This is a genomic window from Tepidibacter aestuarii (assembly GCF_934924865.1).
Classification (GTDB): Bacteria; Bacillota; Clostridia; order Peptostreptococcales; family Peptostreptococcaceae; genus Tepidibacter_A; species Tepidibacter_A aestuarii.
In genome coordinates this window covers 2,536,908-2,562,608 of the sequence record NZ_OW235315.1, presented here as the reverse complement: position 1 = coordinate 2,562,608, position 25,701 = coordinate 2,536,908, and the positions used below count along the sequence as shown (strand labels likewise).

Genomic DNA, 25,701 nt, shown 5'->3' with positions numbered 1-25,701 from the left:
CTATAGAAGATTCTAAATTAAAATCTTAATACTATAGAAAAAATAAATACTAGCGAAATTAACGGTTGTAGGAAAAATATACAAAAAAATGTAAAATTAAATAAAAGTTGGCAAATAAATTGCTTCAATAATATAACGAGAAGACAAAGTGGCAGGAGGTGAAAATGTGAATTTAACTATAAGTTTAAAACAACACGTTGGAGCGCCATGTAAACCTATTGTTAATATAGGTAATGAGGTTAAGAAGGGACAGTTAATAGCTGAACCTAACGGACTAGGTGCTAATATACACTCAAGTGTATATGGAAAAATAGCAGAAATAACTGATAATGACATAATCATAGAAGCTGATGAAGATCAACCAAATGATTACGTTAAGATAAAAGAAACTGAAAGTCATATAGAAGCTGTTAAAGAAGCTGGTATAGTGGGTGCTGGTGGAGCAGGATTTCCTACACACATTAAATTAAATGTAGATTTAAAAGGTGGATATGTTATAGCAAATGCCGCTGAGTGTGAACCAGTACTTTCTCATAATGTTGCAGTAATGGAGGAAAATCCAGAAATTATTGTAAAAGGCCTTAAATATGTCGTTGGAATGACTAATGCTTCTAAAGGATATATAGCTGTAAAGCCAAAGTATAAAAAAGCTATTATAGCTCTTGGTAAGGCTTGCAAAGATGAAGAAAAAATAGAAATCAAATACTTACCAGATATGTACCCAGCAGGTGATGAAAGGGTTATAATAAGAGAACTACTTAATGTAGAACTAAAGCCTGGACAGTTACCACTAGAAGCGAAAGCTGTAGTTTGTAACACTGAAACACTGAAAAATATCGTATTAGCTATAGAGGATAGAAAGCCTGTTATAACTAAGGATATTACAGTTGGTGGAAGAGTTAAAAACGCTAAAAACGGAAAGCATTTCTTGGATGTTCCAATAGGTATGCCTATTAAACATTATATACAAGAATGTGGAGGATACGAATTACCATATGGAGAGATAGTATTAGGAGGACCTTTCACAGGAGCTCATGGAGAAGAAGATTCTCCAGTTACTAAAACTTTAGGAGGTATATTAGTATCAATGCCATTCCCTAATGACAGCAGAAAAGTTGGTATAATTGCGTGTGAATGTGGTGCGCAAGAAGACAGACTTAAAGAAATAGCTGCTGGAATGGGAGCTGAAATTGTAGCAGAAACTAAGTGTAAGAGAATGACAGAGTCAAATGGAAGATATAGATGTGACTTACCTGGAATATGTCCAGGACAAGCAGAAAAAGTGCTATACCTTAAAAAGCAAGGTGCAGAAATAGTTATTACAGGAACATGTGAGGACTGAACTAACACAGTTATGAACGTAGCTCCTAGGTTAGGAGTGCCAGTATACCATAGTACGGACCATGTTTTAAGAGGTGCAGGACATAAAATATATAGAAGAAAAAAATAAGAGGAGGCGATTTATATGTCAATTACTCCAGAAACAGCTAAAGCTCACGCTAAAGATCCAGCAGTTTGCTGCTGTAGATTCGAAGCTGGTACTGTGATTGAAACATCAAATTTAGAGGATCCAGCAATATTTGCTGACTTAGAGGATTCAGGATTATTAGAAATATCTACAGATTGTTTAACTATCGAAGAAGTTTTAGGGGCTAAATTAACTAAAACTATAGATGCATTAACTCCACTTACAGCTGATTTATTAGAAGGCATCAACAAAGTAGAAGCTGCTGAAGAAGTTAAAGAACAAGTTAAGGAAGAAACTAAAGAAACTTTAGTTGAAGCTGTTGCTCCGGTAACTGGTGTTACTCCAGTTGAAGGTGGATCTGTTAAGATACACATAGGAGAAGGAAGAAATATAGATTTAGAAATACCTTTAAATGTAGCTGCTTCTATGGGACTTGCACCAGCTGTTGCTCAAGCTGCTCAAGAAGTTGTAGCACCAGTTGTTGAAGCTAAAGAAGCTAAGGTTATGAGATCATTAACTAAGAAGCACTTCAAAATAGAAAAAGTTGAGCTTGCTGATGAAACTAAAATAGAGGGAACTACTCTTTATATAAGAAAAGATATCTGCCCAGAAGCCGTAGATAGTCAAGAACTAGTTGTAGATATGAAGTTAGAAATAGTAACTCCTGATAAGTATAACACTTACAGTGAAACTATAATGGACGTTCAACCTATAGCTGCTAAAGAAGAGGGAGAACTAGGAGCAGGTATTACTAGAGTAATAGATGGTGTTATCGTTATGGTAACAGGAACTGATGAAAACGGAGTTCAAATAGGTGAATTCGGTTCTTCTGAAGGTGATTTAGATAAGAATATCATGTGGGGAAGACCAGGTGCTCCAGATAAAGGAGATATATTCATAAAGACTCAAGTTACAGTTAAAGCTGGAATGAATATGGAAAGACCAGGACCTCTTGCAGCTCATATGGCTACAGATGTTATAACTCAAGAAATAAGAGAAGCTTTAAAGAACGCTGATGAGTCTTTAATAGTTGAAACTGAAGAGTTAACTCAATACAGAAGACCTGGAAAGAAAAAAGTAGTTATAGTTAAAGAAATAATGGGACAAGGTGCAATGCACGATAACTTAATATTACCAATGGAGCCAGTAGGAACATTAGGAGCTAAGCCTAACGTTGACCTTGGAAACGTTCCAGTTATGTTATCTCCACTTGAAGTATTAGATGGAGGAATCCATGCATTAACTTGTATAGGACCTGCTTCTAAAGAAAATTCAAGACATTACTACAGAGAGCCTTTAGTAATAGAAGCTATGAAAGATGAAGAAATAGATTTAGCAGGTATTATATTTGTAGGATCTCCTCAAGTTAACTCTGAGAAATTCTATGTATCTAACAGATTGGGTATGATAGTTGAAGCTATGGATGTAGATGGAGCTATAATAACTACAGAAGGGTTCGGAAATAACCATATAGATTTCGCATCTCACCATGAGCAAATAGGAAAAAGAGGAGTTGCAGTAGTTGGATGTACTTTCTCTGCAGTTCAAGGAGCTCTAGTTGTTGGAAATAAATACATGAAATACATGATAGACAACAATAAGTCTAAGCAAGGTATAGAAAATGAAATACTTTCAAACAACACATTATGTAAAGAAGATGCTGTAAGAGCGTTAGCTATGGTTAAGGCTGTTATGGCTGGAGAAGAAGTTAAGGCTCCAGAAAGAAAATGGAACAACAATGTTAAGTTAAACAATGTTGAGCTTATAGAAAAAGAAACTGGAACTAAAGTAGAACTTCTTGAGAATGAGCAATCACTAGAATTAAGTAAGAAGAGAAGAGAAATCTACGAAAAATAAGATTCCTAAAATAGGTGGTATAAATGGATAGATTAAAATATTCCTCTACAGAGAGAATGTATGAAGGTGTAATCGTTGAATTAACAGATGGTGGAGTTACTATTGATTTAAAAGGTAGACTTGGTCAATTTAAAATACCAAATAGAATGTTAATAAGCGATTATGAATTAAAACTTGGCATGGAAGTTGGATTTTTATTAAGCTATCCTGAAGTGTTAGGACCTGAAGTTAATGAAAAATATGCCGAGATAATAGCAGAAAACCAAAGGCGTAAACAAGAACAAAATAAATAACAGGAAAGAGAGGTAATAGATATGAGTCTTACAGTAGTAAAAGGACTTCAATCAGAAATATTTGTACCAATAACACCTCCACCAGTATGGACACCTGTAACTAAAGAATTAAAAGATATGAAAATAGCTTTAGCTACAGCTGCTGGTGTGCACTTAAAAACAGATAAGAGATTTAACTTAGCAGGAGATTTTGGATTTAGAGTAATTCCAGGAGATGCTCCAACTAGCGACATGATGGTATCGCATGGTGGATACGATAATGCCGATGTTAACAAGGACATCAACTGTATGTTCCCTATAGATAGATTAAGAGAACTTGCAGAAGCAGGATTCATCAAAGAAGTAGCTCCAAAGCATTTTGGATTTATGGGTGGAGGTGGAGATCAACAAAAATTCACTGACGAAACTGGTCCAGAAATAGCTAGACAATTAAAAGAAGAAGGCGTAGATGCAGCTGTCTTAACAGCTGGCTGAGGTACTTGCCACCGCTCTGCCGTGATTGTGCAGAGAGCGATTGAGGAAATAGGTATACCTACTATAATAGTAGCAGCTCTTCCTCCAGTAGTAAGACAAAATGGTAGCCCAAGAGCAGTTGCTCCATTAGTTCCAATGGGAGCAAATGCAGGTGAGCCAAATAACGTTGAAATGCAAACTAACATATTAAAAGATACTTTAAATAAGCTTGTAGAAATACCAAGCGCAGGTAAAATAATATCTTTACCATATGAGTATGTAGCTAAAGTATAATTAAAAAACTTCCCTCTTTGAACAAAGAGGGAAGTTTTATAAAACAAGAAATATCTTCAAAAATTTATAGGCGTTATATCAGTATATAGAGTATATAATGGTTTTATACTGAAGCTAAAAGTTCCAAAACTTAATTCTCTTAAGACTTAAGGTTAAGAACTTAACAGATTTTGGATTGGCTTACTCGAAGGGCATGCACAGCTAAAAATTCAAGCCGAGTAAAATAAAAATACCTTCAAGAAGGTGATATATATGAATAAAGATAAAGTTCTAAGAAGATTAGTAATAAAGGCTTTTCATATAAATGAAGTTAAATTTGGGTATAAAAACTCAATAAGTAATCGTCTGCTTGCGATTGACAAAGAAATATCAAAAAGCTTGGTGGACAATGAAGAATTGATAAAAGATATAAAAATTAACATAATAAAACCTGGACAACATGATATTTATATAAACACTATTATGGACATCGTACCAATATCTACAAAGGTACTTGGTAAAATAGGAGAGGGCATAACTCATACTTTGACTGGTGTATATGTTATGATAACAGGAGCTGATAGTAAAGGAAAACAGATGCATGAATTTGGATCATCTGAAGGAAAGTTAAAAGAGCAGCTTGTATTAGATAAAGCAGGTACTCCATCTAAGCATGATTACATAATTCACTTTGATGTGACTTTAAAGCCAGATATTCCATATGAGAGAAAACTTCCATTGGCAGCTTTTAGAGCATGTGATGAATTTATACAAGGAATAAGAAGTGTTTTAAAAGAATTAGATGGGAGAGACTCAACAGAGTCACATGAATATCTAGATAGAGTAAGGCCTAATTCTAAAAAAGTTGTAATAGTAAAGCAAATAGCAGGTCAAGGTGCTATGTATGATAACCAACTTTTTTCAGATGAACCAAGTGGAGTTTCAGGAGGTAAATCTATTATAGACATGGGCAATGTTCCAATGATAATATCTCCTAACGAATACAGAGATGGCGCATTAAGAGCCATGACGTAAGGCGGTGATATTGTGGGTATAGGACCATCAACTAAAGAAACATCTCTTCATCACTTTAGAGATCCACTATTAGATATTGTAAGTGGTGATAAGGATGTAGATCTTTTAGGTGTTATGGTAGTAGGAACACCTCAAGATAATAAAGAAAAGTATTTCGTAGGACAAAGAGCAGCAGCTTGGGCTGAAGCTATGAGAGCCGATGGTGTAATCATATCGGTTGATGGATGGGGAAACTCTCATGTAGACTATGCAAATACAATAGAAGAAATAGGAAAAAGAGGAATACCTGTAGTAGGACTTAGCTTTATAGGAACTCAAGCAAAATTCGTGGTAACTAATAATTATATGGACACGATTGTAGATTTCAATAAGTCAGAAGAAGGCATAGAGACACAAGTTGTTGGAGAGAACAATGTAGATGTTCTAGATTCCAAAAAAGCACTTGCATTTTTAAAACTAAAAATGAGAAAAGAGGGGAAATAGTATGAAAGCTATAAGAAGTATTCACGCTGTTGATTCACACACTATGGGAGAGCCAACAAGAATAATAGTTGGTGGAGTACCTAATATACCAGGTAAAACTATGGCTGAGAAAAAAGAGTATCTAGAAAAGAATATGGATACACTAAGAACTTCAATCATGCTTGAGCCAAGAGGACACAACGATATGTTTGGTTCTATATTAACAGCTCCAGTAAACGAAGAAGCTGACTTTGGAATAATCTTTATGGATGGTGGCGGATACTTAAATATGTGTGGTCACGGATCTATAGGAGCTATAACAGTAGCTATTGAAACTGGTATGGTTGAGCCAAAAGAGCCTATTACAGAGGTTGTAATGGATACTCCTGCTGGAATAGTAAGATCTACAGCTAAGGTTGAAAATGGAAAAGTTAAAGAAGTATCTATAGTTAACGTTCCAGCTTTCCACTACAAAAAAGATGTAGAAATAGAGGTTCCTGAAATCGGAAAAATAACATTTGATATATCTTTCGGAGGAAGTTTCTTTGCTATAATACATGCTAAGCAATTAGGACTTTCAGTTGAGCCTAAAAACGCTCAAAAATTAACTGATTTAGCTCTTCAAATAAGAGATATAATAAATAAAGATGTAGAAATACAACATCCAACTTTATCTCACATAAATACTGTTGATTTAGTTGAAATATATGATGCTCCATCTCATCCAGAAGCAACTTACAAAAATGTAGTTGTATTTGGACAAGGACAAGTAGATAGATCTCCTTGTGGAACAGGAACAAGTGCTAAAATGGCAACTCTTCACTCTAAAGGAGAGTTAAAAGAAGGGGAATTGTTCGTATACGAAAGTATACTAGGAACTTTATTCAAAGGAAGAGTAGTTGGAACTGGTAAGGTTGCTAAGTACGATTCTGTAATTCCTGAAATAACAGCGTCAGCTTATATAACAGGATTCAATCATTTTGTAATAGACCCTGAAGATCCATTAAAACATGGATTTGTATTAAAATAGAAAAATTATACATGTGTTGTTATGATAGTTGATATTGATTAGTATAACAATACATATAGAATATATATAATTTTAGAAATCGCAAGAGATTGTTTACTTTTTGTCAAAGTCGTGGTAAAATGAAAATAAAAAAATAAGGAGGGTACAAACAATGATAAACATAGTCTTAGGTGTTTTAGGGGTTTTAACTCTTTGGTTTGCAGTAGTATTTATATCGGATTTTATGAAGAATAAAGATAATTTAGAAACACATAATACATGGTCAAAAGTTCTTTTTATAGGATTTATAACAGATTTCTTCGATACTTTAGGGATAGGTTCATTTGCACCTACAACAGCACTACTTAAAGGCATGAAACAAACTCAAGATAGACTTTTACCAGGAACATTAAATGCTGCTCATACTATACCTGTTGTACTTGAAGCTTTCATATTCATAACAGTTATAAATATGGACCCTACAACATTAATAGCTATGCTTGCATCAGCAACTATAGGAGCTTATGTTGGAGCTGGAATAGTTTCTCATCTTCCAGAGCAAAAGGTTCAAAAAACAATGGCAGTTGCTTTATTTGCTACAGCTTTCTTAATGCTTGCAGGTCAATTAAACTTGATGCCAGGTGGAGGAGAGGCTATTGGATTATCAGGAACTAAGCTTATAATAGCAGTAGTTGGAAACTTTATACTAGGAGCATTAATGACTGCAGGAATAGGTCTTTACGCACCATGTATGGCACTTGTTTATTTATTAGGTATGTCTCCAAAAGTTGCATTCCCTATAATGATGGGTTCTTGTGCATTCTTAATGCCAGTTGCATCAGTTAAATTCGTCAAAGAAGAAGCTATCGATAGAAGAGCTGCTATGGGTATAACTATAGGAGGGGTTGTAGGAGTATTAATAGCTGCTTACCTTGTAAAGTCTCTACCTATTAAAATATTAACTTGGTTAGTTATAGTTGTTATATTCTACACAGCTGCTACACTATTAAAATCAGCTTCTAAGAATAAAGAAATAGTAGACTAAATAAATTTAGGTATAAGACTGCCGATTATATATCGGCAGTCTTTTTATATATAGTAATATGATGATATTTTGGCTTGTTAGTATGTATTTTATGAGAATTTTTTAACAAAAAGGTAAATAGCTAAACTTACTTTTAGTATTGTATAGTATAGTGCGAATTTTGCGTTTAAAATCTTTTGAAAATCTGAATAAAATAAGGTTTATCCTAATATATTTATATAGATAATACATAAGAACATGGAGGGAAGGAAGATGATCAATATAAAAGAAGATACGAATGTTGTAAATATGTTAGGAGAAATTACAGAAGAACTTAAGGTAAGTCATGAAATCTTTGGAGAAAAGTTTTATACTACAAAACTAAAAATAAAAAGACTTAGTGACTCGCAAGATATACTGCCTATTACAGTATCAGAAAGACTGATTGTGGATTTAGATATGGCTATTGGTAAAAAAATTGAAGTGTCAGGACAGTTGAGATCATACAATAAGGTAATTGATGGAAAGAATAAGCTTATATTAACTATATTTGCAAGAGAACTAGCTTTTGTAGAGGAAGAAAACAAAGATCCTAATAATATATTTTTAGATGGATATGTATGTAAAAACCCTATATATAGAAAAACTCCTCTAGGAAGAGAAATAACAGATTTATTGCTTGCAGTTAATAGAGCTTATAATAAGTCTGATTATATACCATCTATAGCTTGGGGAAGAAATGCAAAGTTTTGCAAGAATTTAAAGGTAGGAGATAGAGTGCAATTGTGGGGAAGGATTCAAAGTAGACAATATGAGAAAAAAGTTGAAGATGGAGAAGTTGATGTAAAGGTAGCATATGAGGTTTCTGTATCTAAAATGAAGAAATTATTAGAAAATAATACTAAATAATAAATAAAAAAGCAAAAATGTTAATAATATATTTTATATAATTAATAAGAGTATTTATATTGAATAATGGAATTATATTTATTATAATAGATAAGTAATAACTAAAGAAAAGACAGAAGGTGAATTTACTTGGAAAAGATATGTGTAGATACATCTTATTATATAAGAGGTAGTATAAGTCCTAATAAAAAACAAAATAACATAAATAACTTCTTGGAGACCGCAAACTGCTCTGTTGGAGAAAAAGTCCTCCTTTTGGGGAATATATCTAACTATGGAAAGTACTTAAAAAAGCTAGGGGTAGAGGTTATTATACTTGAAAATAATAAATATATTACTAATTCAGCCATTGTAGATAATGGAAATTGTAATATAATTCAAGGGTCGGTTGAATATATGCCATTTAAAGATAATTATTTTGATAAAGTAATATTTTTAAATTATTTTAATTGCTTTGAGAATGAAAAGAAAGCTTTAAATGAAGTGTATAGAATTTTAAAACATAAAGGTAAGGTAATAATAGAAGATAAAAATCCTAAAAATCTATCTATAAAATTAAAATCGCTTCAAAATAAGATAAAAGGGTATAATGGTAAATTTTACCGACCTACAGAAATAGTAGAAATATTCAGTGGAAGTGGATTTTGTGGATCGTTTAAAGAAATAGACAGTGAAAATTATATTTATATGGGTGTTAAAATAGATTAAAGACTAGGGTTACCTAGTCTTTTTTACTCTATAGGAAACTATATGATTTTTACTCTATTTCTAAGTAACAAAGTCGTAATACTCGTTGAAGACATAAGCTATGCGGCAGCATAAGGCGAATTTTTTCTAAAAAAGGAGGAAAAAAATGAAGATTTATTATGAACCTATAGTTTGGATGATGATTATTATTATACTTATGTCTATTCAATACTCTATAAATAAGATTATTATTTTACTAAAAGATATAAAAGAAATACTTGTACAACTTAAAATAAAGGACAGATTCTAAAATGGTAGATTTAACGCTTATAAAAGAAGACATAAAGAATACAGCGGATGTTATATCGTCTGTGCTTAATGTAGATGTTACTATAGTTGATAGAAATTTAACTAGAATTGCAGGGACTGGAAAATATGCAGATAAAATAGGAGAAAAGATAAGTTTATATTCTGCATTTAAAAATTCTCTAGATACAGGCGAAAGTTTTATAATTGAAAACCCAAGAGAAGATAAAATATGTAAAATGTGTAAGGACAAAAATCAATGCAAAGAATTTGCAGAGGTATGCTGCCCTATAGCATTAGAAGAAAAAATATATGGAGTTATAGGTCTTATAGCATTTACACAAGAACAAGGTCATAATATAAAAAATAACAAAAGTCAGTTGATGAGTTTTTTAACAAAAATGGCGGATTTAATATCGAGTAAAATAAAAGTAGAGAATAAGTCTTATGAAATAAAAATACAGGCAAAAAGACTAGAAATGCTTCTAAACAATATGGATAAAGCAGTAGTATCTACTGATGTTTATGGAAACATAGATAAGTACAATGATAAATTCAAAAACATATTTAGGTTAGATGATAAAATAGATAAAAATAATATATTCAATATGCTAAAATTCATAAATGAAAATGAAATAAGAGCTGTAAAAAAAAGATATAAAAGCACATCTTTCACTTATAAAAATAAAAACTATACATTAAGAGGTATATACAACACAAATACAATAACAATAGATGGGGATATAAAAGGATATGTATTTGATTTTATAGATAACTCTTCGGCTATAGAAAACTTTAATGAAATAACTGGGACAAACTATAATATAGGGTTCGATAATATAATAGGAGATAGTCTATTAATGCAACACGTAAAAAATGAAGCAAAGGTTGCGTCTAAGACTTCATCTACTGTGTTGATAACAGGAGAAAGTGGTACAGGAAAAGAATTATTTGCAAGAGCGATACATAATAGCAGCAATAGATGTAAGCACTCATTTATAGCTATTAACTGTGCAGCAATACCAGATAACTTGCTTGAGAGTGAGTTGTTTGGATATGAGGAAGGTGCATTTACAGGGGCTAAAAAAGGCGGGAAAGTAGGAAAGTTTGAACTTGCAAATGAAGGAACAATTTTCCTTGATGAAATAGGAGATATGAGTATTCATTTACAGGGAAAGCTACTTAGAGTGTTACAGGAAAGAGAAGTTGAAAAAATAGGGGGAAAAATAAATATTCCGGTTGATGTAAGAATAATAGCTGCAACAAATAGAGATTTAGAAGAGATGGTTGAAAAAGGTGAATTTAGGGAAGATTTATATTATAGACTAAATGTCATTCCTATATCTATACCTCCATTAAGAGATAGAAAAGAAGATATAGTATTACTTATATATAATATAATTAAAGATTATTCTAAAAAATTAAATAAAGATATAAGTGGAATAGAAGAATGTGCAATAAGTAAAATACTGGATTATCCATGGCCCGGAAATGTAAGACAGCTTCAGAATGTAATAGAGTACAGTATAAATATGTCAAGCTCATCGACAATAATATGCGAAAACCTACCTCGAAAAATAATAAAAAAAAATAGAGAACTTAAATGTGATATAAATGACGATATAACTCCTCTTAAGGAAATAGAAAAGCAAGAAATAATCAAAGCTTTGCATAAATTTAAAGATTACAAGAAAGACAAAGAACGAGCTTGTGAGGCTCTTGGAATATCTAGAGCTACACTTTATAGAAAAATGAAAGAATACGGAATAAAATAATCTTTATTATAAAATAATCTCAAATTGAGACAAAAATCTCGATTTGAGATTATTTTATTTCAAAAAGATACAGAATGTCATATATAACATATAGAATAAATACATAATAAACTACAAGTGTTGAAAAGACTGGTACAGAAAAGTTGGCACACTTTGTGCTAAATATAAATGTATAAAAATTGAATTGGGGGTTTTAAAATGCAAAAAATACTTTTAGATATGTTAAAAGCAGAAGTAAAGCCAGCTTTAGGATGTACAGAGCCAGTTGCAGTAGCATTAGCTTGTGCAAAAGCTAAGGAATTATTAGGAGAAGAAATAGTTGAATGCAATATATATGTAAGCCCTAACGTATATAAGAATGGTATGTGTGTTGGAATACCTGGAACAACAAGATTAGGTCTTAAAATAGCAGCTTCTATGGGGCTTAATGGAGGAGAGTCTGAACTTGGCCTTAGAGTATTAGAAAAATTAGGAGAAGAAGAAGTTGCTATATCAGAAAAATTTATGGATCAAAATATGGTTAAAATATCTCCTATAGAAACTTCGGAAAAGGTTTACATAGAAGTTAACTTAAAAGGAAAAGAGAATACATCAAAAATTATAATAATGACTAAGCATGATAACTTCGTTCATATTCAAAAGAATGATTCTGTAATATTAAATGGAGAAATAAGCTTAGACGTAGAATATACACACGTTGACAGTCCAGCAGTTAAACTTACAATCAAAGAATTAATTCAAGAAATAGAAAAAATGGATGAATCTGATTTAGACTTTTTATTAGAAGGAATCGATATGAATATGGATATGGCAAATGTTGCTATAGAAGATAAGATAGGTATTGGTGTAGGATATGGAATCAAAAAAGCTATGGATGATAAAATGCTTTCAGATGATCTTATGAATAGAGCGATGATGTTAACAGCAGCAGCTTCTGATGCTAGAATGAGTGGAATTAATAAGCCTGTTATGAGTTCTAATGGAAGTGGAAATCATGGACTTACAGCTATACTTCCAATAGCTGCTTACAATGAAATGTATCCTCAGACAAAAGAAAAATTATCAAAAGCATTAGCTATAAGTCATTTAGTTACAGGTTATATAAAGAATTATACAGGCAGGTTATCTGCGGTTTGTGGATGTGGAGTAGCAGCATCTACAGGTTCAGCAGCAGCTATAACTTGGCTAATGGGCGGAACTTATGATCAAATAAATGGATCAATTGAAAATATGATTGCAAACTTAAGTGGTATGATATGTGATGGCGCAAAAGCTGGATGTGCGCTAAAGCTTGCATCTGCTGCATCTGCTGCTATTCAAAGTGCTGTAATAGCAAAATACAACTGTATAGTACCAGCTCTTAACGGAATAGTAGGAAACAAAGTTGAAGAAAGTATAAGAAACTTAGGAAAAGTTAGTGCTCAAGGAATGACAATGACAGATGAGGTTATAATAAAAGTTATGGACGGTATGAATAACAACCAAAGTATTGTTGACAAAAATCTACTTTTTAATTAAAATAGAGTTTAAAATACAAGTACTCTAGGAGGTTTATTATAAATGAATATAGAAACTAAAGTATGGGAAACGCTATGCTCTGAAGAAGATATAGCTAGAAGAACTGCTGAACTTGGAAAAGAAATAGCAGAGGACTATAAAGATAAGAAATTATTTGTTATATCTCTTTTAAAGGGGAGCTTCATATTCACTGCTGACCTTGTTAGAAAGATAGATATTCCAGTTAAAATAGGGTTTATGACTACATCTAGTTACGGACATTCAGAAGAGTCAAGTGGAAAAATAGATATGGTTGCAGATATAAAGGATGATATATCTGGATATGATGTTTTAGTAGTTGATGACATAACAGATTCAGCTCTTACTATGAGCTTTGTTATGAATCACTTAAAAACAAAAAATCCTGCAAGTGTTAAATGTTGTGTATTATTAGATAAACCAGTTAGAAGAAAAGTAGATCTAGTTCCTGACTATGTGGGATTTGAGATAGATGATAAATTTGTAGTTGGATATGGACTAAACTATGGAGATTACTATAGAAATGTTCCATATGTATTCAACGTAACAGATCAAGATAGATAAAAAAAGATGGCTAATTAGCCATCTTTTTTTATGAATATTTATTTAACCATATAAAAAATATGCCTATGAAAATATCTATTGAATTCGGTATTTTCATAGGCATATTTTAAAGTTTGTTATCCTCTTAAATCTTCCATAATCTTAGTTTTTTCTTTTGTTTTTTCATCTTTCATTTTTATCACCTTAGCAGGAGAACCAGCTACAACAGCACCCTCGGGTACATTCTGAGTTACAACAGCACCTGCTGCAACAACAGCTCCTTTTCCAACTATAACACCTTCTAATATTACAGCATTTGCTCCTACAACAACATCATCTTCTAAAATAACAGGTGTAGCAGAAGGCGGCTCAAGCACACCAGCAACGACAGCGCCAGCTCCAAGATGTACATTCTTACCTACAGTTCCTCTTGCCCCTATAACGGCGTTCATATCGATCATAGAGCCTTCTCCGATTTCAGCTCCTATATTGATAACTGCACCCATCATTATAACTGCATTTTTGCCAATAGAAACCATATCTCTTATAATAGCTCCTGGCTCGATTCTAGCATCTTCATGCAAATAATTATAAGTAGGTATAGCTGAATTTCTTCTATCAAATTCTAAGTGATAATCCTCGATAGTTTCTTTGTTGTCGTCTAAAACACTTTTAACAGATAAATGATCTCCTATTAAAATATAACTACTATCACTACCAAATATTTTTACATTCTCGTAATCTTTATTCTTTAGTGTCCCATTTAAATATACTTTAACTGGTGTTTTTTTAGTTGAGTTTTTTATGAATTTTGCTATTTCATATGGGTCTGTTAATTTCATCATTAGTAATTTACCTCCTGAATTTTATTACAAAGATATTATGTCTTTCATATTATAATATCCATTTTCTTTATTCACAATAAATTTAGCGGCTTGAAGAGATCCTTGAGCAAATATTTCTTTTGACAAAGCTGTATGATTGAGCTCTACGATTTCATCCTTACCTGCGAATATAACGCTGTGATCTCCAACTATAGTTCCGCCTCGTACTGCGTGAATACCTATTTCGTTTTCTTTTCTTTTCGCATTTTTACCATGTCTACCAAAGTTAAATTCATTATCTAAAACAGCTTGAATTTCATTTGCAAGCATCAAAGCAGTACCGCTAGGTGCATCAACTTTTCGGTTATGGTGTTTTTCGATTATTTCTATATCGAAATTGTTTAGAGCTTTAGCTGATATTTCAACAAGCTTTAAAAGTAGATTTATACCAAGAGACATATTGGAGCTATGAAATACTGGAACTTCTTTAGAGTGCTCATTTATCATGTTAAGCTCTTCATTAGTATACCCAGTTGTTGCTATAACTAACGGAGTTTTAGTTTTTTTAGAATAATATAGCATATCTTTTAATGTAGTTGGATTAGAAAAGTCTATTATTACATCAGCTTTTTCGTTAACATCTAATATGTTAGAGTATGCATTATACTCAGTAGTTTCATCAATTTCTCTAGAAACGCCTGCTACAAGTTCAAAAGCTTCATCATCATATATAGAATTTGTCAAAACCTTTCCCATTTTGCCAAGGCATCCATTAACTATAACCTTAATCATCTTAAACCTCCTATAATAAAGCTATTTAAAATCCTATACTACATATGCAGTATAGGATTTTATAAAGTGGAACTTAATTCAGATGGAGTTTTTACTCCGATTGAATTTTTAGTTGAACTAATCCAGAAGCTGTTAAGTTCTTAACTCCAGCCTTAATAGGATGGAGTTTTAGAACTTTTAGCTTTCGGATAAAGTGCTATAATTTGAATCCGTAGTTTGTTAATTCTTTCTTTAATACGCTTAAATTACAATCATCCATATCTACCAGTGGAAGTCTAAGTTCACCCATGTCAAATCCTAATAAATTCATAGCTGTTTTAACTGGTATAGGATTTACTTCTATAAACAATGCATCTATTAAAGCTTTCATATCCAATTGAAGCTTTCTAGAACCCTCGATATCTCCATCAAAGTATTTAGCTACTAAATCATGAGTATCTTTTGGACATATATTTGCAACAACAGATATAACACCAGATCCTCCAAGAGATAATAGAGGTAGAATCATATCGTCATTTCCAGAGTATATTCCAAATCCATCAGGACAAACTCTTGCCATCTCAGCAACTTGAGATATGTCTCCGCTAGCTTCTTTAACAGCTACTATGTTTTTGTGTGTAGCTATTTGAGCTAGAGTAGAAGGTTTTATATTAACGCCTGTTCTTCCCGGAACGTTATAAACAATTATAGGAATATTAACAGCATCAGCTACAGCATTGAAGTGAGAAATAAGGCCTTTTTGAGTAGACTTATTGTAATAAGGAGTTATAACTAAAAGTCCATCAGCTCCTAATTCCTCAGCTTTTTGGCTAAGGTGTATAGTATGGGCTGTATTGTTAGAACCAGTCCCTGCTATAACTGGTATTCTTTTATTTGTTTTATCTATCACGAATTTTATAGTTTCGATTTGCTCTTCATCTGTCATTGTAGATGCTTCACCAGTAGTTCCACATACTATAAATGCATCTGTTCCTTCTTTAATATGGTATTCTATAATTTCTGCTAATTTTTCAAAATCTATTCCTCCATTTTTAAATGGGGTAACCAAAGCAACACCAGAACCTTTAAATAGCATGAAAATCATCCTCTCTATACTAAATTATATTTTAATAAAAGCTCAGCTATTTGAACTGTGTTAGTTGCAGCTCCTTTTCTTATATTGTCAGCAACAACCCACATGTTGATACCATTATCTAAACTGAAGTCTCTTCTTATTCTACCTACGAATACTTCGTCTTTTCCTTCAGCATCTAATGCAAGAGGATATTCGTTATTTTTAGGATCATCTACAACAACAACTCCATCTGTAGCGTTTAAAACATCAAATACTTCTTTAAGGTCAAACTCTTTTTCAAATTCAACGTTAACAGATTCACTATGAGAATACATTACTGGTATTCTTACAGTTGTAGCTGTTATTTTTATAGTATGGTCATTTAGTATTTTTTTTGTTTCATTTATCATCTTCATCTCTTCTTTTGTATAACCATTATCCATAAATACATCTATATGAGGTAATGCATTGTAAGCTATAGGGTGAGGATATAATTTGTTTTCATTTCCTTTTATACCTTCTGTTAAATCAGATATACCTTTAACACCAGAACCAGAAACTGCTTGATATGTTGAGTATACTACTCTCTTTATACCAAACTTATCGTGAAGATTTTTTAAAGGTACTACTGCTTGAATAGTAGAGCAGTTTGGATTTGCTATTATACCATTGTGTTTTTTTACGTCCTCTGGATTAACCTCTGGAACAACTAAAGGCACATCAGCATGCATTCTCCACATACTGCTATTGTCTACTACTATAACACCTTTTTCTTTAGCTATTGGAGCAAATTTCTTACTAATTTCTCCTCCGGCAGAGAATAAAGCGATATCTATATCCTTGTCAAATGAATTTTCCGTTAATTCTTCTATTATGTAGTCTTTTCCATTAAAATTAATAACGTCACCAGCAGATTTCTTAGACGCTAATAAATATAGGTTCTCTATAGGAAAATTTCTTTCTTTTAAGATTTTTAAAAATGTTCTTCCTACCATTCCTGTTGCTCCAACTATCGCAACGTTTACTTTTTTCATAGATAAACCCCCTTTACCATAAATATATGATATTATAAATTTTATAATGAAACAAAAAACAAATACTTTAATATATAGTATCATTCAATATAAATATATTCAACAAAATATAATGTTGTGATAATTCTTTTTTGAAAGGAGATAAAAATGAACATAAGAGCAGATGTTGGAGTGCTAAATAACATTGTATATAAGCACAGAAATAGCTTAAATAAAATAGGAGAATTAGGAATGAAGGAGTATAAAACATCTAAATATATAAAAGATTATTTAGATATTCTAGGAATAGAATATGAAATATATTTAGAAACAGCGGTAGTTGGTATTATAAAAGGAAAAAAAGCTAAAAAAAATATAGCTTTTAGAGCAGATATGGATGCTTTAAATATAGATGGGCAAATAAAACATCTTTGTGGCCATGATGGACATATGAGTATACTTTTAGGTTTTATAGAGTATTTAAACATTAATAAAGATAAATTACTGGATAATATAATCTTTATTTTTCAACCTGCAGAAGAATCTCCCGGTGGGGCACTACCGTTAATAAAAGAAGGTGTTTTAGATAAATATAAGGTTGATGAAATATATGGACTTCATATATATCCTGAAATAGATGAAGGTTTTATAGGTGTTAAACCTTCTCATTTTTTAGCACAAACAGGTGAAATAGATATTGAAATAGTAGGTAGAGGAGGCCATGGCGCCATGCCTCAAAATGCTATTGATTCAATAATGATAGCTTCAAATTTTATAAACACTATACAGAGTATAGTATCTAGGAATATAAGACCTCTTGATGAAGGCGTATTGAGCATTGGGAAAATAGAAGGTGGAAGTAGAAGAAATATAATAGCTGAGAGTGTGAAACTTGAAGGTACTATAAGGGCATTTAAGCAAGAAGTATATGACAAAATAAAGCAAAGGGTTTTTGATATAGCATGTGGATTTGAAAAATCTTTTGATTGTAGTATAAATATAAATATAAAGGATGATTATCCTGCTGTTAACAATGATGAAGAACTATTCTATGAATTAAAAGAAGCTATTGATGATAAATATATAAAAATACTTGAACCATTAATGATATCTGAGGATTTCTCTTATTACCAACAACAGGTTAAAGGTCTGTTTTTTATGTTAGGCGCTAGAAATATTGATAAAGAGTTTATAAGTGGACTTCACCATATAAAATTTAACTTTGATGAAAAGATACTTTTAAATGGTATAAACACATATGTAGAATTACTAAAGTATAAAGGTGCTTTATCAGAATAAAATTCGCTTTATGCTATCGCATAGCTCATGTCGCCAACTAGTCCTAACGGGCTCTGTTGCTAAAAATAGTTGTTATTTCAGTTTATTAATTAATGTTATTTGCAAGTTGAAAATTATATGATTTCCTTGTAACGAAAAAGAGGTCAGCTATTTAGCTGACCTCTTTTTTATACTAAAGGGGGAGTGGGAAAATAATATTATTTCACAACGAAGTACATTGTATCACTGTATACAATAAAAATCAAGAGAAGAAAGTAGAAAAATGTCGAAGAATATTTTGAACAAACATGGTAAAAATAAGAAAAAAGGAGGTTGTATCATGGAAAAAAATAAAAAGAAGAAAATAGTTACAGAAAATGATATAATGAAATATGAAATTGCCAGTGAAATAGGACTTATGGATAAAATAAATGAAAACGGCTGGGCAGGGCTTACAGCAAAGGAAGCTGGAAGAATTGGTGGAATGCTTACAGCTAGGAAAAAAAATAAGAAAAAGAAATAGGAGAAGGTTATGCAGTATAAAGATTTCGCATTCATATACGATAATTTAATGGACAATGTAGACTATGATAAATGGGTAGATTATGTAGAAGAAATAATAAAAAAAGAAGATGTACAGGTAAAGAATATACTAGAACTTGCATGTGGGACGGGGAATTTAACTATTCCTTTTGCTAAAAAAAATTACGACATTTTAGGAATTGATATATCTGAGGATATGCTTAGCGTAGCAAGAGAAAAATGTATAGACGAAGGTATAGAAGTTGTATTTTTAAATCAAGATATGACTGAGCTAGATTTTGAAGTTTATAATTTAGATTGTGTTCTATGTGCATGCGATGGATTTAATTATATATTAGAAGATGAAGACATACAAAGTATATTCGATAATGTATATGGATTGCTTAAGAAAAAAGGTGTATTTATATTTGATATAAGTTCATATAATAAACTATCAAATATTCTTGGAAACAATACTTTTGGTGAAAATAGAGAAGATATAACCTATATTTGGGAGAATTATTTTGATGATGAGAGTAATATGGTAGAGATGGACTTAGCTTTCTTTACACGAAATGGAGAATATTATCAAAAGTTTGAAGAAACCCATTACCAAAGGGCTTATAAGAATGATGAAATAATAAATATGCTGCAAAATACAGGATTTGATTATATTAAAGTGTATAGAGATTTTACTTTTTTAGATGCAGATGAAGAAACCGAGAGAGTATTTTTTGTGTGTAAAAAATAATACACACAATTGACTGCTTATTATTTAAATGATATACTTTTTCCCTGATAAAGCGAAACTTAAATATCAGGGAATTTTAATATGTAAGTAAATTATAATATTTTTAATTATAGATAATATTCGTAAGGAGGCAAACATGAAAAATTACATAATTAGAGCGAGTGCTGGAAATCACAGCATAAGAGCTTTTGCTGCATATACTACTGATATGGTAGAGACTGCTAGAAAGATACATAATACAACTCCAGTTGCAAGTGCTGCACTTGGAAGAACTTTAACTGCTACATCTATGATGGGTGTTATGATGAAAAATGAAAATGATAAATTAACAGTTCAGATAAAAGGAGATGGACCTTTAGGCAATATAGTTATAGTTAGTAATTCAAAAGGGATGGTAAAGGGATATGTATCAAATCCTTTTGCTGACGTTCCTCCTAAGTATGCTGGTAAACTTGATGTTGGAGCTGCTGTTGGAACACAAGGAACTATAACTGTTATAAAGGATTTAGGTCTTAAGAAGCCATATATAGGCTCGTATCCTTTAGTAAATGGAGAAATAGCAGAAGACTTTACTGCATATTTTGCATATTCAGAGCAGCAGCCATCTGCAATAGCTTTAGGAGTACTTGTTGATACGGACTATTCTGTAAAAGCATCTGGTGGATTTATAATTCAGCTTCTTCCTGATGCTAGTGAGGAAAGTATACAGATGTTAGAGAAAAATCTATCTAATATGAAGCCTATATCAACTTTAATAGCTGAAGGAAAAATGCCAGAAGATATATTGGATATAGTACTTGCAGATCTTGATCATGAGATACTTGATAAATATGAAGTTGGATTTGAGTGTGATTGTAGCAAGGAAAGATTTGAAAGAGCATTGATTAGTATAGGGAAGAAGGACTTAGAGGAGATACTTGAAACTGATAGAAAAGCAGAACTTACTTGCCACTTCTGTAATACAAGTCATCAGTTTGAAGAGGTAGATTTAAAGAAACTTATAGATAGTATATAATGTAAGGAATGAGCCAGATAGAATTTTTCTATCTGGTTTTTTATAACACTGTTGAAAAATTAAAAAAATTTACATAAATCTAAGAATATAGACTAATACCCCTTGTAAGTGAATAAATTAACATGTAAAATATTACCTGGAGGGGATATAATATGAGTAATTATAATTTAAAGAAAGCTGGTTTTTCTACAAAGACTATTCATGCGGGTCACAAAAAGGATATCGTATCAGGAGCTTTAACTACTCCTATATATCAAACATCTACTTTTGTATTTGACAATGCAGAGCAAGGCGGAAGAAGATTTGCACTTGAGGAGCCAGGATATATATATACAAGACTTGGTAATCCTACTTCTACACAATTAGAAGAAAAGGTAGCAGCTCTTGAAAATGGTGAAGCTTGTATGTCTACAGCTTCTGGTATGGGAGCTATATCGTCTGCACTTTGGACAGCCTTAAAAGCTGGAGATCATGTTGTTGCTGATGAAACTTTATACGGTTGTACTTTTGCGCTTTTAAATCACGGTCTTACAAGATTTGGAGTAGAGGTTACTTTTGTAGATGCATCTAATGTGGATAATATTAAAGAGGCTATGAAGGATAATACTAAGGTTGTGTACATAGAAACACCTGCTAACCCAAACTTAAAGGTAGTTGATATTGAAGAAGTAGCTAAGGTTACTCATGAAAAAGAAGATTGTATGTTAATTGTTGATAATACATTCTGTACACCTTTCATTCAAAGACCAATTGAACTTGGAGCTGATGTTGTAGTGCATTCTGCTACTAAGTATCTAAATGGCCATGGAGATGTTATAGCTGGATTTGTAGTAGGAACGCAAGATTTTATAAATAACGTTAGATTATTTGGAGTAAAGGACATGACAGGAGCAGTTCTTAGTCCGTTTGATGCGTACTTAATAATAAGAGGATTAAAAACTTTAGGTGTGAGAATGAAGAGACACTGTGAAAATGCAATGGAAGTTGCAAAGTTCTTACAAAACCATGAAGCAATAGAGAAAGTATATTATCCAGGATTTGAAGATCATGATCAATACGAAGTAGCTAAAAAGCAAATGGATATGCCAGGTGCTATGATAGCTTTTGAAGTTAAGGGTGGAATAGCTGATGGTATAAAATTCATAAACAGTCTTGAACTTTGTACATTAGCAGTTAGCTTAGGTGATTGTGAAACATTAATCCAACACCCAGCATCTATGACTCATTCTCCTTATACTCCGGAGGAAAGAATGCAAGCTGGAATAAGTGATGGACTTGTAAGATTATCAGTAGGTCTTGAAGATGTAGAAGATATAATAGATGATTTGAAGCAAGGACTAGATAGATTATTATAATAAAAAAGATGTGCCGATTAAAGGCACATCTTTTTTATTAAGGTCTTATAAACATTTGTGTCCAATATTTAGTTCCATTACTCTTAGTAGCAAGACCAACTCCTATTTGAGTAAAATTAGGAGATAATATATTCTTTCTATGGCCTGAAGAATTCATCCAAGAATTCATAACTTCAGCTGCTGTTCTTTGACCATATGCTATGTTTTCTCCTGCAGTTGAATAACTTATACCGAAGTTCTTCATCATATCAAATGGGCTTCCATAAGTTGGTGATGTATGAGAAAAATAGTTTTTATTTATCATATCCTGAGATTTATATCTTGCAACTCTTGATAATTCCCAGTTTTGAGTAAGTGGTTTTAAACCATTTTTAGATCTTTCAACATTTACAAGTCTTACAACCTCATTTTCAATAGCTTTTACATCGTTGATTTGAGGAATGGTAAGTTTATCTCCCGGATAGATAAGTGCCGGATTTTTAATTTGTGGATTAGCACTTATTATTTCAGATAACCCAATTTCGTATTTTACAGCAATTTTCCACATACTATCACCTTTAACCACCGTATAAACAGTGTCGGCATAAGATATGTTTGCACAGCCAAATATCAATAAAAAGACAAAGCTTAAAATGTGTAATTTGAAATTTTTAATCATTTTGTAACCTCCTTATGAAAAAACAGAAAAATGTTGAACTTTTAATTAGTATGTCAAAAAAAACGAATTTTATAGTAAAATATATGTATCAAAAATTTCAAAAAAAACAAATGAATGGGTATTGAAGTGAATAAAAATTAAATAAAATTAATTAATAAATATTAAATAAAATTTTTTTGATATAATAAGAGTATTGAATATGAGTTTAACGTAAAGGATGGATTTTTATGAAAATAAATTTTGGTTTAGAATTAAATCAAAGTCAAAAACTAGTGCTTACAAAACAATTGAAACAGTCTTTAGATATATTAAATATGAGCACTCAAGATTTAGAAGAAGTTATATCTAAAGAAACAGAAGAAAATCCTGTTATAGAAGCAGATAAGGACGATAATATAGATTGGGAAAAATATATAGATAATATAAATAATAGAACTTATGATCAAGCAAGTTCAGTAAATTATGATAATGAAGATTATAATCTAGAGAATATGATTAAATATAATATGAATTTATATGAATATTTAAAAAATCAAATAAGCTATTATAATTTAAGTAAAAAAGACAAAAAAATAGTTGAATACATAATAGATTCAATAGATGATCACGGATATTTAAAAAATGATATAGAAGAATTATCCAATACATTACAAACAACTAAAGAAAATATAATGAAGAACTTGAAGATAGTGCAAACTCTTGAGCCTAGTGGTATAGGAGCTAGAAATATAGAAGAATGTTTGATTATCCAATTAAAGGAAAAAGACATACAAGATAGTGCTTTGGAAAACGTTGTTAAAAATGATTTAAAGTTATTAGCAGATAAAAAGTATAAAGAAGTATGCAAAAAATATAAAATAACTATGGAAAAATGTATTGAAATAGTAAATATAATAAAAATGTTAGATCCTAAACCTGGAAATAAATATACTTCTTCAAAGAATAACTATATAACACCAGATGTTATAGTTGAGAAAATAGGAAGAGAATATGAAGTATACCTAAATGAAAAAAACACTACTAATATAAGAATAAATAAATTCTATGAAGAAATATTAAGAAATTCTAAAGATGATGAAAACGCTAAACAGTATATAAAAGAAAAATTAAATTCTGCATTTAATCTAGTTAAAAATATAGAAAGCAGAAAAAATACTATACTTAAGATTTCAAAAGAAATAGTAAAATATCAGTATGAATTTTTTGAAAATGGAAATAAGTATTTAAAGCCATTAATATTGAAAGATATAGCTCAAAATTTAGAAATACATGAATCAACGGTTAGTAGAGGTGTAAATGGTAAATACATGTTAACACCACATGGAATATTTGAACTAAAATACTTCTTCAGCAGTGGTTTAAAACAACAAGAAGATATAGCATCTACTAGTATAAAAAATATAATAAAGGAAATAATAAATTCTGAAGATAAGAAAAAGCCATATAGCGATTCTAAAATATGCGCTCTATTAGAAGAAAAGGATATAAGTATATCTAGAAGAACTGTTGCAAAATACAGAGAAGAACTAGGAATAAGGTCATCTTCTAAGAGAAAAGAATTCTGTTAAATACTAGAAATAAAATAAAAAAAATAATATTATTTCAAAAAAATATTGAAAAAATTTCTATGTTGGTATAGAATTAAAACAAGAGGTGGGACTAAAAAAAATCATAGGGACTTTTTAGATCCCACCTAAAAAATGAAGGCACAGGGACATAAAATGAACACAGGGACCAAAAAAACCCTAAGAGGTATGAGATTATGAAAAATTTGATACAAATTCAGAAAAAAATAATGCCTGAAGTTTTAGATATTATGTATAGAAGATACAAAATATTAAATAAGATATCATTAAATGAATCCATAGGAAGAAGATCTCTTTCAAATAAATTGGATTTAAGCGAGAGAGTAGTAAGATCAGAGGTTGAATTTTTGAAAAAACAAGATCTTATAAACATACATACTTCTGGAATGAGCATAAATGAACAAGGACTTAATCTGCTTAATGATTTGAAGGTATTTATGGACGAAATAATGGGTATTTCTGAGTTAGAAGAAAAAATAAAGAAAAAACTAGGCATAAAAAAAGTTATAATACTACCTGGAAATGCTGATGATGATCCTCTTATTATAAAAGATATAGGTAAAGAAACTTACAAATATCTTACTAAAATAATAAAAAATGACTATATAATAGGAGTCACTGGCGGAAATACTATGCTTGAGTTTGCTAATTGCTGTCATGAAACAAAAAGATATGAAAATATCTTGGTAGTTCCAGCTAGAGGGGGACTTGGCAAAGAGGTAGAAATACAATCGAATAATATAGCTGCAATAATTGGGAAAAAGCTTGGAGGCAACTATAAGCTTTTGCATGTTCCTGATAATGTAACCGAAGAAACTTTAAATAGTTTAATATCAGAGCCTGAGATAAATAAAACATTAAACCATATACAAAATGTAGATGTTTTAATATTTGGTGTTGGAAGAGCGGATGATATGGCAATGAGAAGAAAGATGCCTGATTCGGAATACCAATACATAATATCAAAAGGGGCTGTAGGTGAAGCTTTTGGTTATTACTTTAACAGAGAAGGTGAGATAATCTACGAGACTAGTACTATAGGAATAAAACTTGAAAATTTTAAATCAATAAAAAATACTATAGGAATAGTTGGAGGAAGTAGGAAAGCAGAAGCAATACTTGCTATATCAAAGATAAAAAGTGATTTAGTATTGATTACTGATGAAGGTGCTGCAAATAAAATATGTGAATTAATTTAATGCTACGAATTAGTTCATGATTTA

Annotated in this window: 26 protein-coding genes; 21 read left to right on the top strand and 5 right to left on the bottom strand. The window is 31.2% G+C overall.

Features of this window, described 5'->3' with window-relative positions; all coding sequences use genetic code 11:
- Positions 1–166 precede the first annotated feature (166 nt).
- From prdC to hpt, 14 genes are all read left to right on the top strand, one after another.
- Complete coding sequence (gene prdC / locus M2214_RS12665) at positions 167–1,450, top strand: proline reductase-associated electron transfer protein PrdC (RefSeq protein WP_248479048.1); 1,284 nt, start codon at positions 167–169, stop codon at positions 1,448–1,450.
- Positions 1,451–1,465: 15 nt separating this feature from the next.
- Positions 1,466–3,325 carry a D-proline reductase (dithiol) proprotein PrdA gene (gene prdA / locus M2214_RS12660; protein ID WP_248479046.1) on the top strand — a complete coding sequence of 620 codons (1,860 nt, stop codon included), beginning with the start codon at positions 1,466–1,468 and terminating at the stop codon, positions 3,323–3,325.
- A 23-nt stretch (positions 3,326–3,348) separates the two neighbouring features.
- A complete protein-coding gene (locus M2214_RS12655) occupies positions 3,349–3,618 on the top strand; it encodes a CBO2463/CBO2479 domain-containing protein (RefSeq protein WP_248479044.1) in 270 nt (89 codons plus the stop codon).
- A 21-nt stretch (positions 3,619–3,639) separates the two neighbouring features.
- Complete coding sequence (prdB, locus tag M2214_RS12650; protein ID WP_248479043.1) at positions 3,640–4,365, top strand: D-proline reductase (dithiol) protein PrdB; 726 nt, start codon at positions 3,640–3,642, stop codon at positions 4,363–4,365.
- A 252-nt stretch (positions 4,366–4,617) separates the two neighbouring features.
- Positions 4,618–5,379 (top strand): proline reductase cluster protein PrdD, encoded by a 762-nt coding sequence (prdD, locus tag M2214_RS12645; protein WP_248479041.1) that lies wholly within the window; start codon positions 4,618–4,620, stop codon positions 5,377–5,379.
- A gap of 12 nt (positions 5,380–5,391) precedes the next feature.
- Positions 5,392–5,862, top strand: coding sequence for a glycine/sarcosine/betaine reductase component B subunit (locus tag M2214_RS12640; RefSeq protein ID WP_248479039.1), 471 nt, complete (start codon positions 5,392–5,394; stop codon positions 5,860–5,862).
- 1 nt (position 5,863) lies between these two features.
- Complete coding sequence (locus M2214_RS12635) at positions 5,864–6,871, top strand: proline racemase (RefSeq protein ID WP_248479037.1); 1,008 nt, start codon at positions 5,864–5,866, stop codon at positions 6,869–6,871.
- A 151-nt stretch (positions 6,872–7,022) separates the two neighbouring features.
- Positions 7,023–7,895, top strand: coding sequence for a sulfite exporter TauE/SafE family protein (locus M2214_RS12630; RefSeq protein WP_248479035.1), 873 nt, complete (start codon positions 7,023–7,025; stop codon positions 7,893–7,895).
- Positions 7,896–8,147: 252 nt separating this feature from the next.
- Positions 8,148–8,783: a single-stranded DNA-binding protein gene (locus M2214_RS12625; RefSeq protein WP_248479033.1), complete on the top strand. Its 636-nt coding sequence runs from the start codon at positions 8,148–8,150 to the stop codon at positions 8,781–8,783.
- A 129-nt stretch (positions 8,784–8,912) separates the two neighbouring features.
- Positions 8,913–9,491, top strand: coding sequence for a class I SAM-dependent methyltransferase (locus M2214_RS12620; protein ID WP_248479031.1), 579 nt, complete (start codon positions 8,913–8,915; stop codon positions 9,489–9,491).
- Between the two features lie 145 nt (positions 9,492–9,636).
- A complete protein-coding gene (locus M2214_RS12615; protein WP_248479029.1) occupies positions 9,637–9,780 on the top strand; it encodes a hypothetical protein in 144 nt (47 codons plus the stop codon).
- Position 9,781: 1 nt separating this feature from the next.
- Positions 9,782–11,551, top strand: coding sequence for a sigma-54 interaction domain-containing protein (locus tag M2214_RS12610; RefSeq protein ID WP_248479027.1), 1,770 nt, complete (start codon positions 9,782–9,784; stop codon positions 11,549–11,551).
- A 198-nt stretch (positions 11,552–11,749) separates the two neighbouring features.
- Positions 11,750–13,069 (top strand): L-cysteine desulfidase family protein, encoded by a 1,320-nt coding sequence (locus M2214_RS12605; protein WP_248479017.1) that lies wholly within the window; start codon positions 11,750–11,752, stop codon positions 13,067–13,069.
- 42 nt (positions 13,070–13,111) lie between these two features.
- Positions 13,112–13,651 carry a hypoxanthine phosphoribosyltransferase gene (gene hpt, locus M2214_RS12600; protein WP_248479015.1) on the top strand — a complete coding sequence of 180 codons (540 nt, stop codon included), beginning with the start codon at positions 13,112–13,114 and terminating at the stop codon, positions 13,649–13,651.
- A gap of 116 nt (positions 13,652–13,767) precedes the next feature.
- Here the strand turns inward: hpt and dapD are convergent, their stop codons facing one another.
- The 4 genes from dapD to M2214_RS12580 all read right to left on the bottom strand — a co-directional run bounded on the left by dapD (position 13,768) and on the right by M2214_RS12580 (position 17,334).
- Complete coding sequence (gene dapD / locus M2214_RS12595; RefSeq protein WP_248479006.1) at positions 13,768–14,475, bottom strand: 2,3,4,5-tetrahydropyridine-2,6-dicarboxylate N-acetyltransferase; 708 nt, start codon at positions 14,473–14,475, stop codon at positions 13,768–13,770.
- 24 nt (positions 14,476–14,499) lie between these two features.
- Complete coding sequence (gene dapB / locus M2214_RS12590; RefSeq protein WP_248478996.1) at positions 14,500–15,246, bottom strand: 4-hydroxy-tetrahydrodipicolinate reductase; 747 nt, start codon at positions 15,244–15,246, stop codon at positions 14,500–14,502.
- 196 nt (positions 15,247–15,442) lie between these two features.
- Entirely contained in the window at positions 15,443–16,321 is an 879-nt protein-coding gene (dapA, locus tag M2214_RS12585; RefSeq protein WP_248478993.1) for a 4-hydroxy-tetrahydrodipicolinate synthase, read from the bottom strand.
- 14 nt (positions 16,322–16,335) lie between these two features.
- Positions 16,336–17,334, bottom strand: coding sequence for an aspartate-semialdehyde dehydrogenase (locus M2214_RS12580; RefSeq protein WP_248478991.1), 999 nt, complete (start codon positions 17,332–17,334; stop codon positions 16,336–16,338).
- Between the two features lie 147 nt (positions 17,335–17,481).
- Between M2214_RS12580 and M2214_RS12575 the strand changes: the two genes are divergently transcribed.
- The 5 genes from M2214_RS12575 (at position 17,482) to megL (ending at position 22,234) form a co-directional block, all read left to right on the top strand.
- A complete protein-coding gene (locus M2214_RS12575) occupies positions 17,482–18,612 on the top strand; it encodes an amidohydrolase (RefSeq protein WP_248478961.1) in 1,131 nt (376 codons plus the stop codon).
- A gap of 319 nt (positions 18,613–18,931) precedes the next feature.
- Positions 18,932–19,114: a small, acid-soluble spore protein, alpha/beta type gene (locus tag M2214_RS12570; protein ID WP_248478952.1), complete on the top strand. Its 183-nt coding sequence runs from the start codon at positions 18,932–18,934 to the stop codon at positions 19,112–19,114.
- Positions 19,115–19,123: 9 nt separating this feature from the next.
- The gene (locus M2214_RS12565) at positions 19,124–19,864 is read left to right on the top strand and encodes a class I SAM-dependent DNA methyltransferase (protein WP_248478950.1); all 741 of its coding nucleotides are present in this window, start codon (positions 19,124–19,126) and stop codon (positions 19,862–19,864) included.
- A 136-nt stretch (positions 19,865–20,000) separates the two neighbouring features.
- The gene (gene hslO / locus M2214_RS12560; RefSeq protein WP_248478948.1) at positions 20,001–20,879 is read left to right on the top strand and encodes an Hsp33 family molecular chaperone HslO; all 879 of its coding nucleotides are present in this window, start codon (positions 20,001–20,003) and stop codon (positions 20,877–20,879) included.
- Between the two features lie 152 nt (positions 20,880–21,031).
- Positions 21,032–22,234, top strand: a complete 1,203-nt coding sequence (gene megL / locus M2214_RS12555) for a methionine gamma-lyase (protein WP_248478946.1) — start codon at positions 21,032–21,034, stop codon at positions 22,232–22,234.
- Between the two features lie 37 nt (positions 22,235–22,271).
- Here megL and safA read toward each other — a convergent pair whose 3' ends face one another.
- A complete protein-coding gene (safA, locus tag M2214_RS12550) occupies positions 22,272–22,892 on the bottom strand; it encodes a SafA/ExsA family spore coat assembly protein (protein WP_248478944.1) in 621 nt (206 codons plus the stop codon).
- Positions 22,893–23,119: 227 nt separating this feature from the next.
- Here safA and rpoN point away from each other — a divergent pair, with 227 nt between their 5' ends.
- Together rpoN and M2214_RS12540 are read left to right on the top strand one after the other, a co-directional pair.
- Positions 23,120–24,460, top strand: coding sequence for an RNA polymerase factor sigma-54 (rpoN, locus tag M2214_RS12545; protein WP_248478942.1), 1,341 nt, complete (start codon positions 23,120–23,122; stop codon positions 24,458–24,460).
- A 194-nt stretch (positions 24,461–24,654) separates the two neighbouring features.
- Positions 24,655–25,677 (top strand): sugar-binding transcriptional regulator, encoded by a 1,023-nt coding sequence (locus M2214_RS12540; protein ID WP_248478940.1) that lies wholly within the window; start codon positions 24,655–24,657, stop codon positions 25,675–25,677.
- The last annotated feature ends 24 nt before the right edge of the window (positions 25,678–25,701 follow it).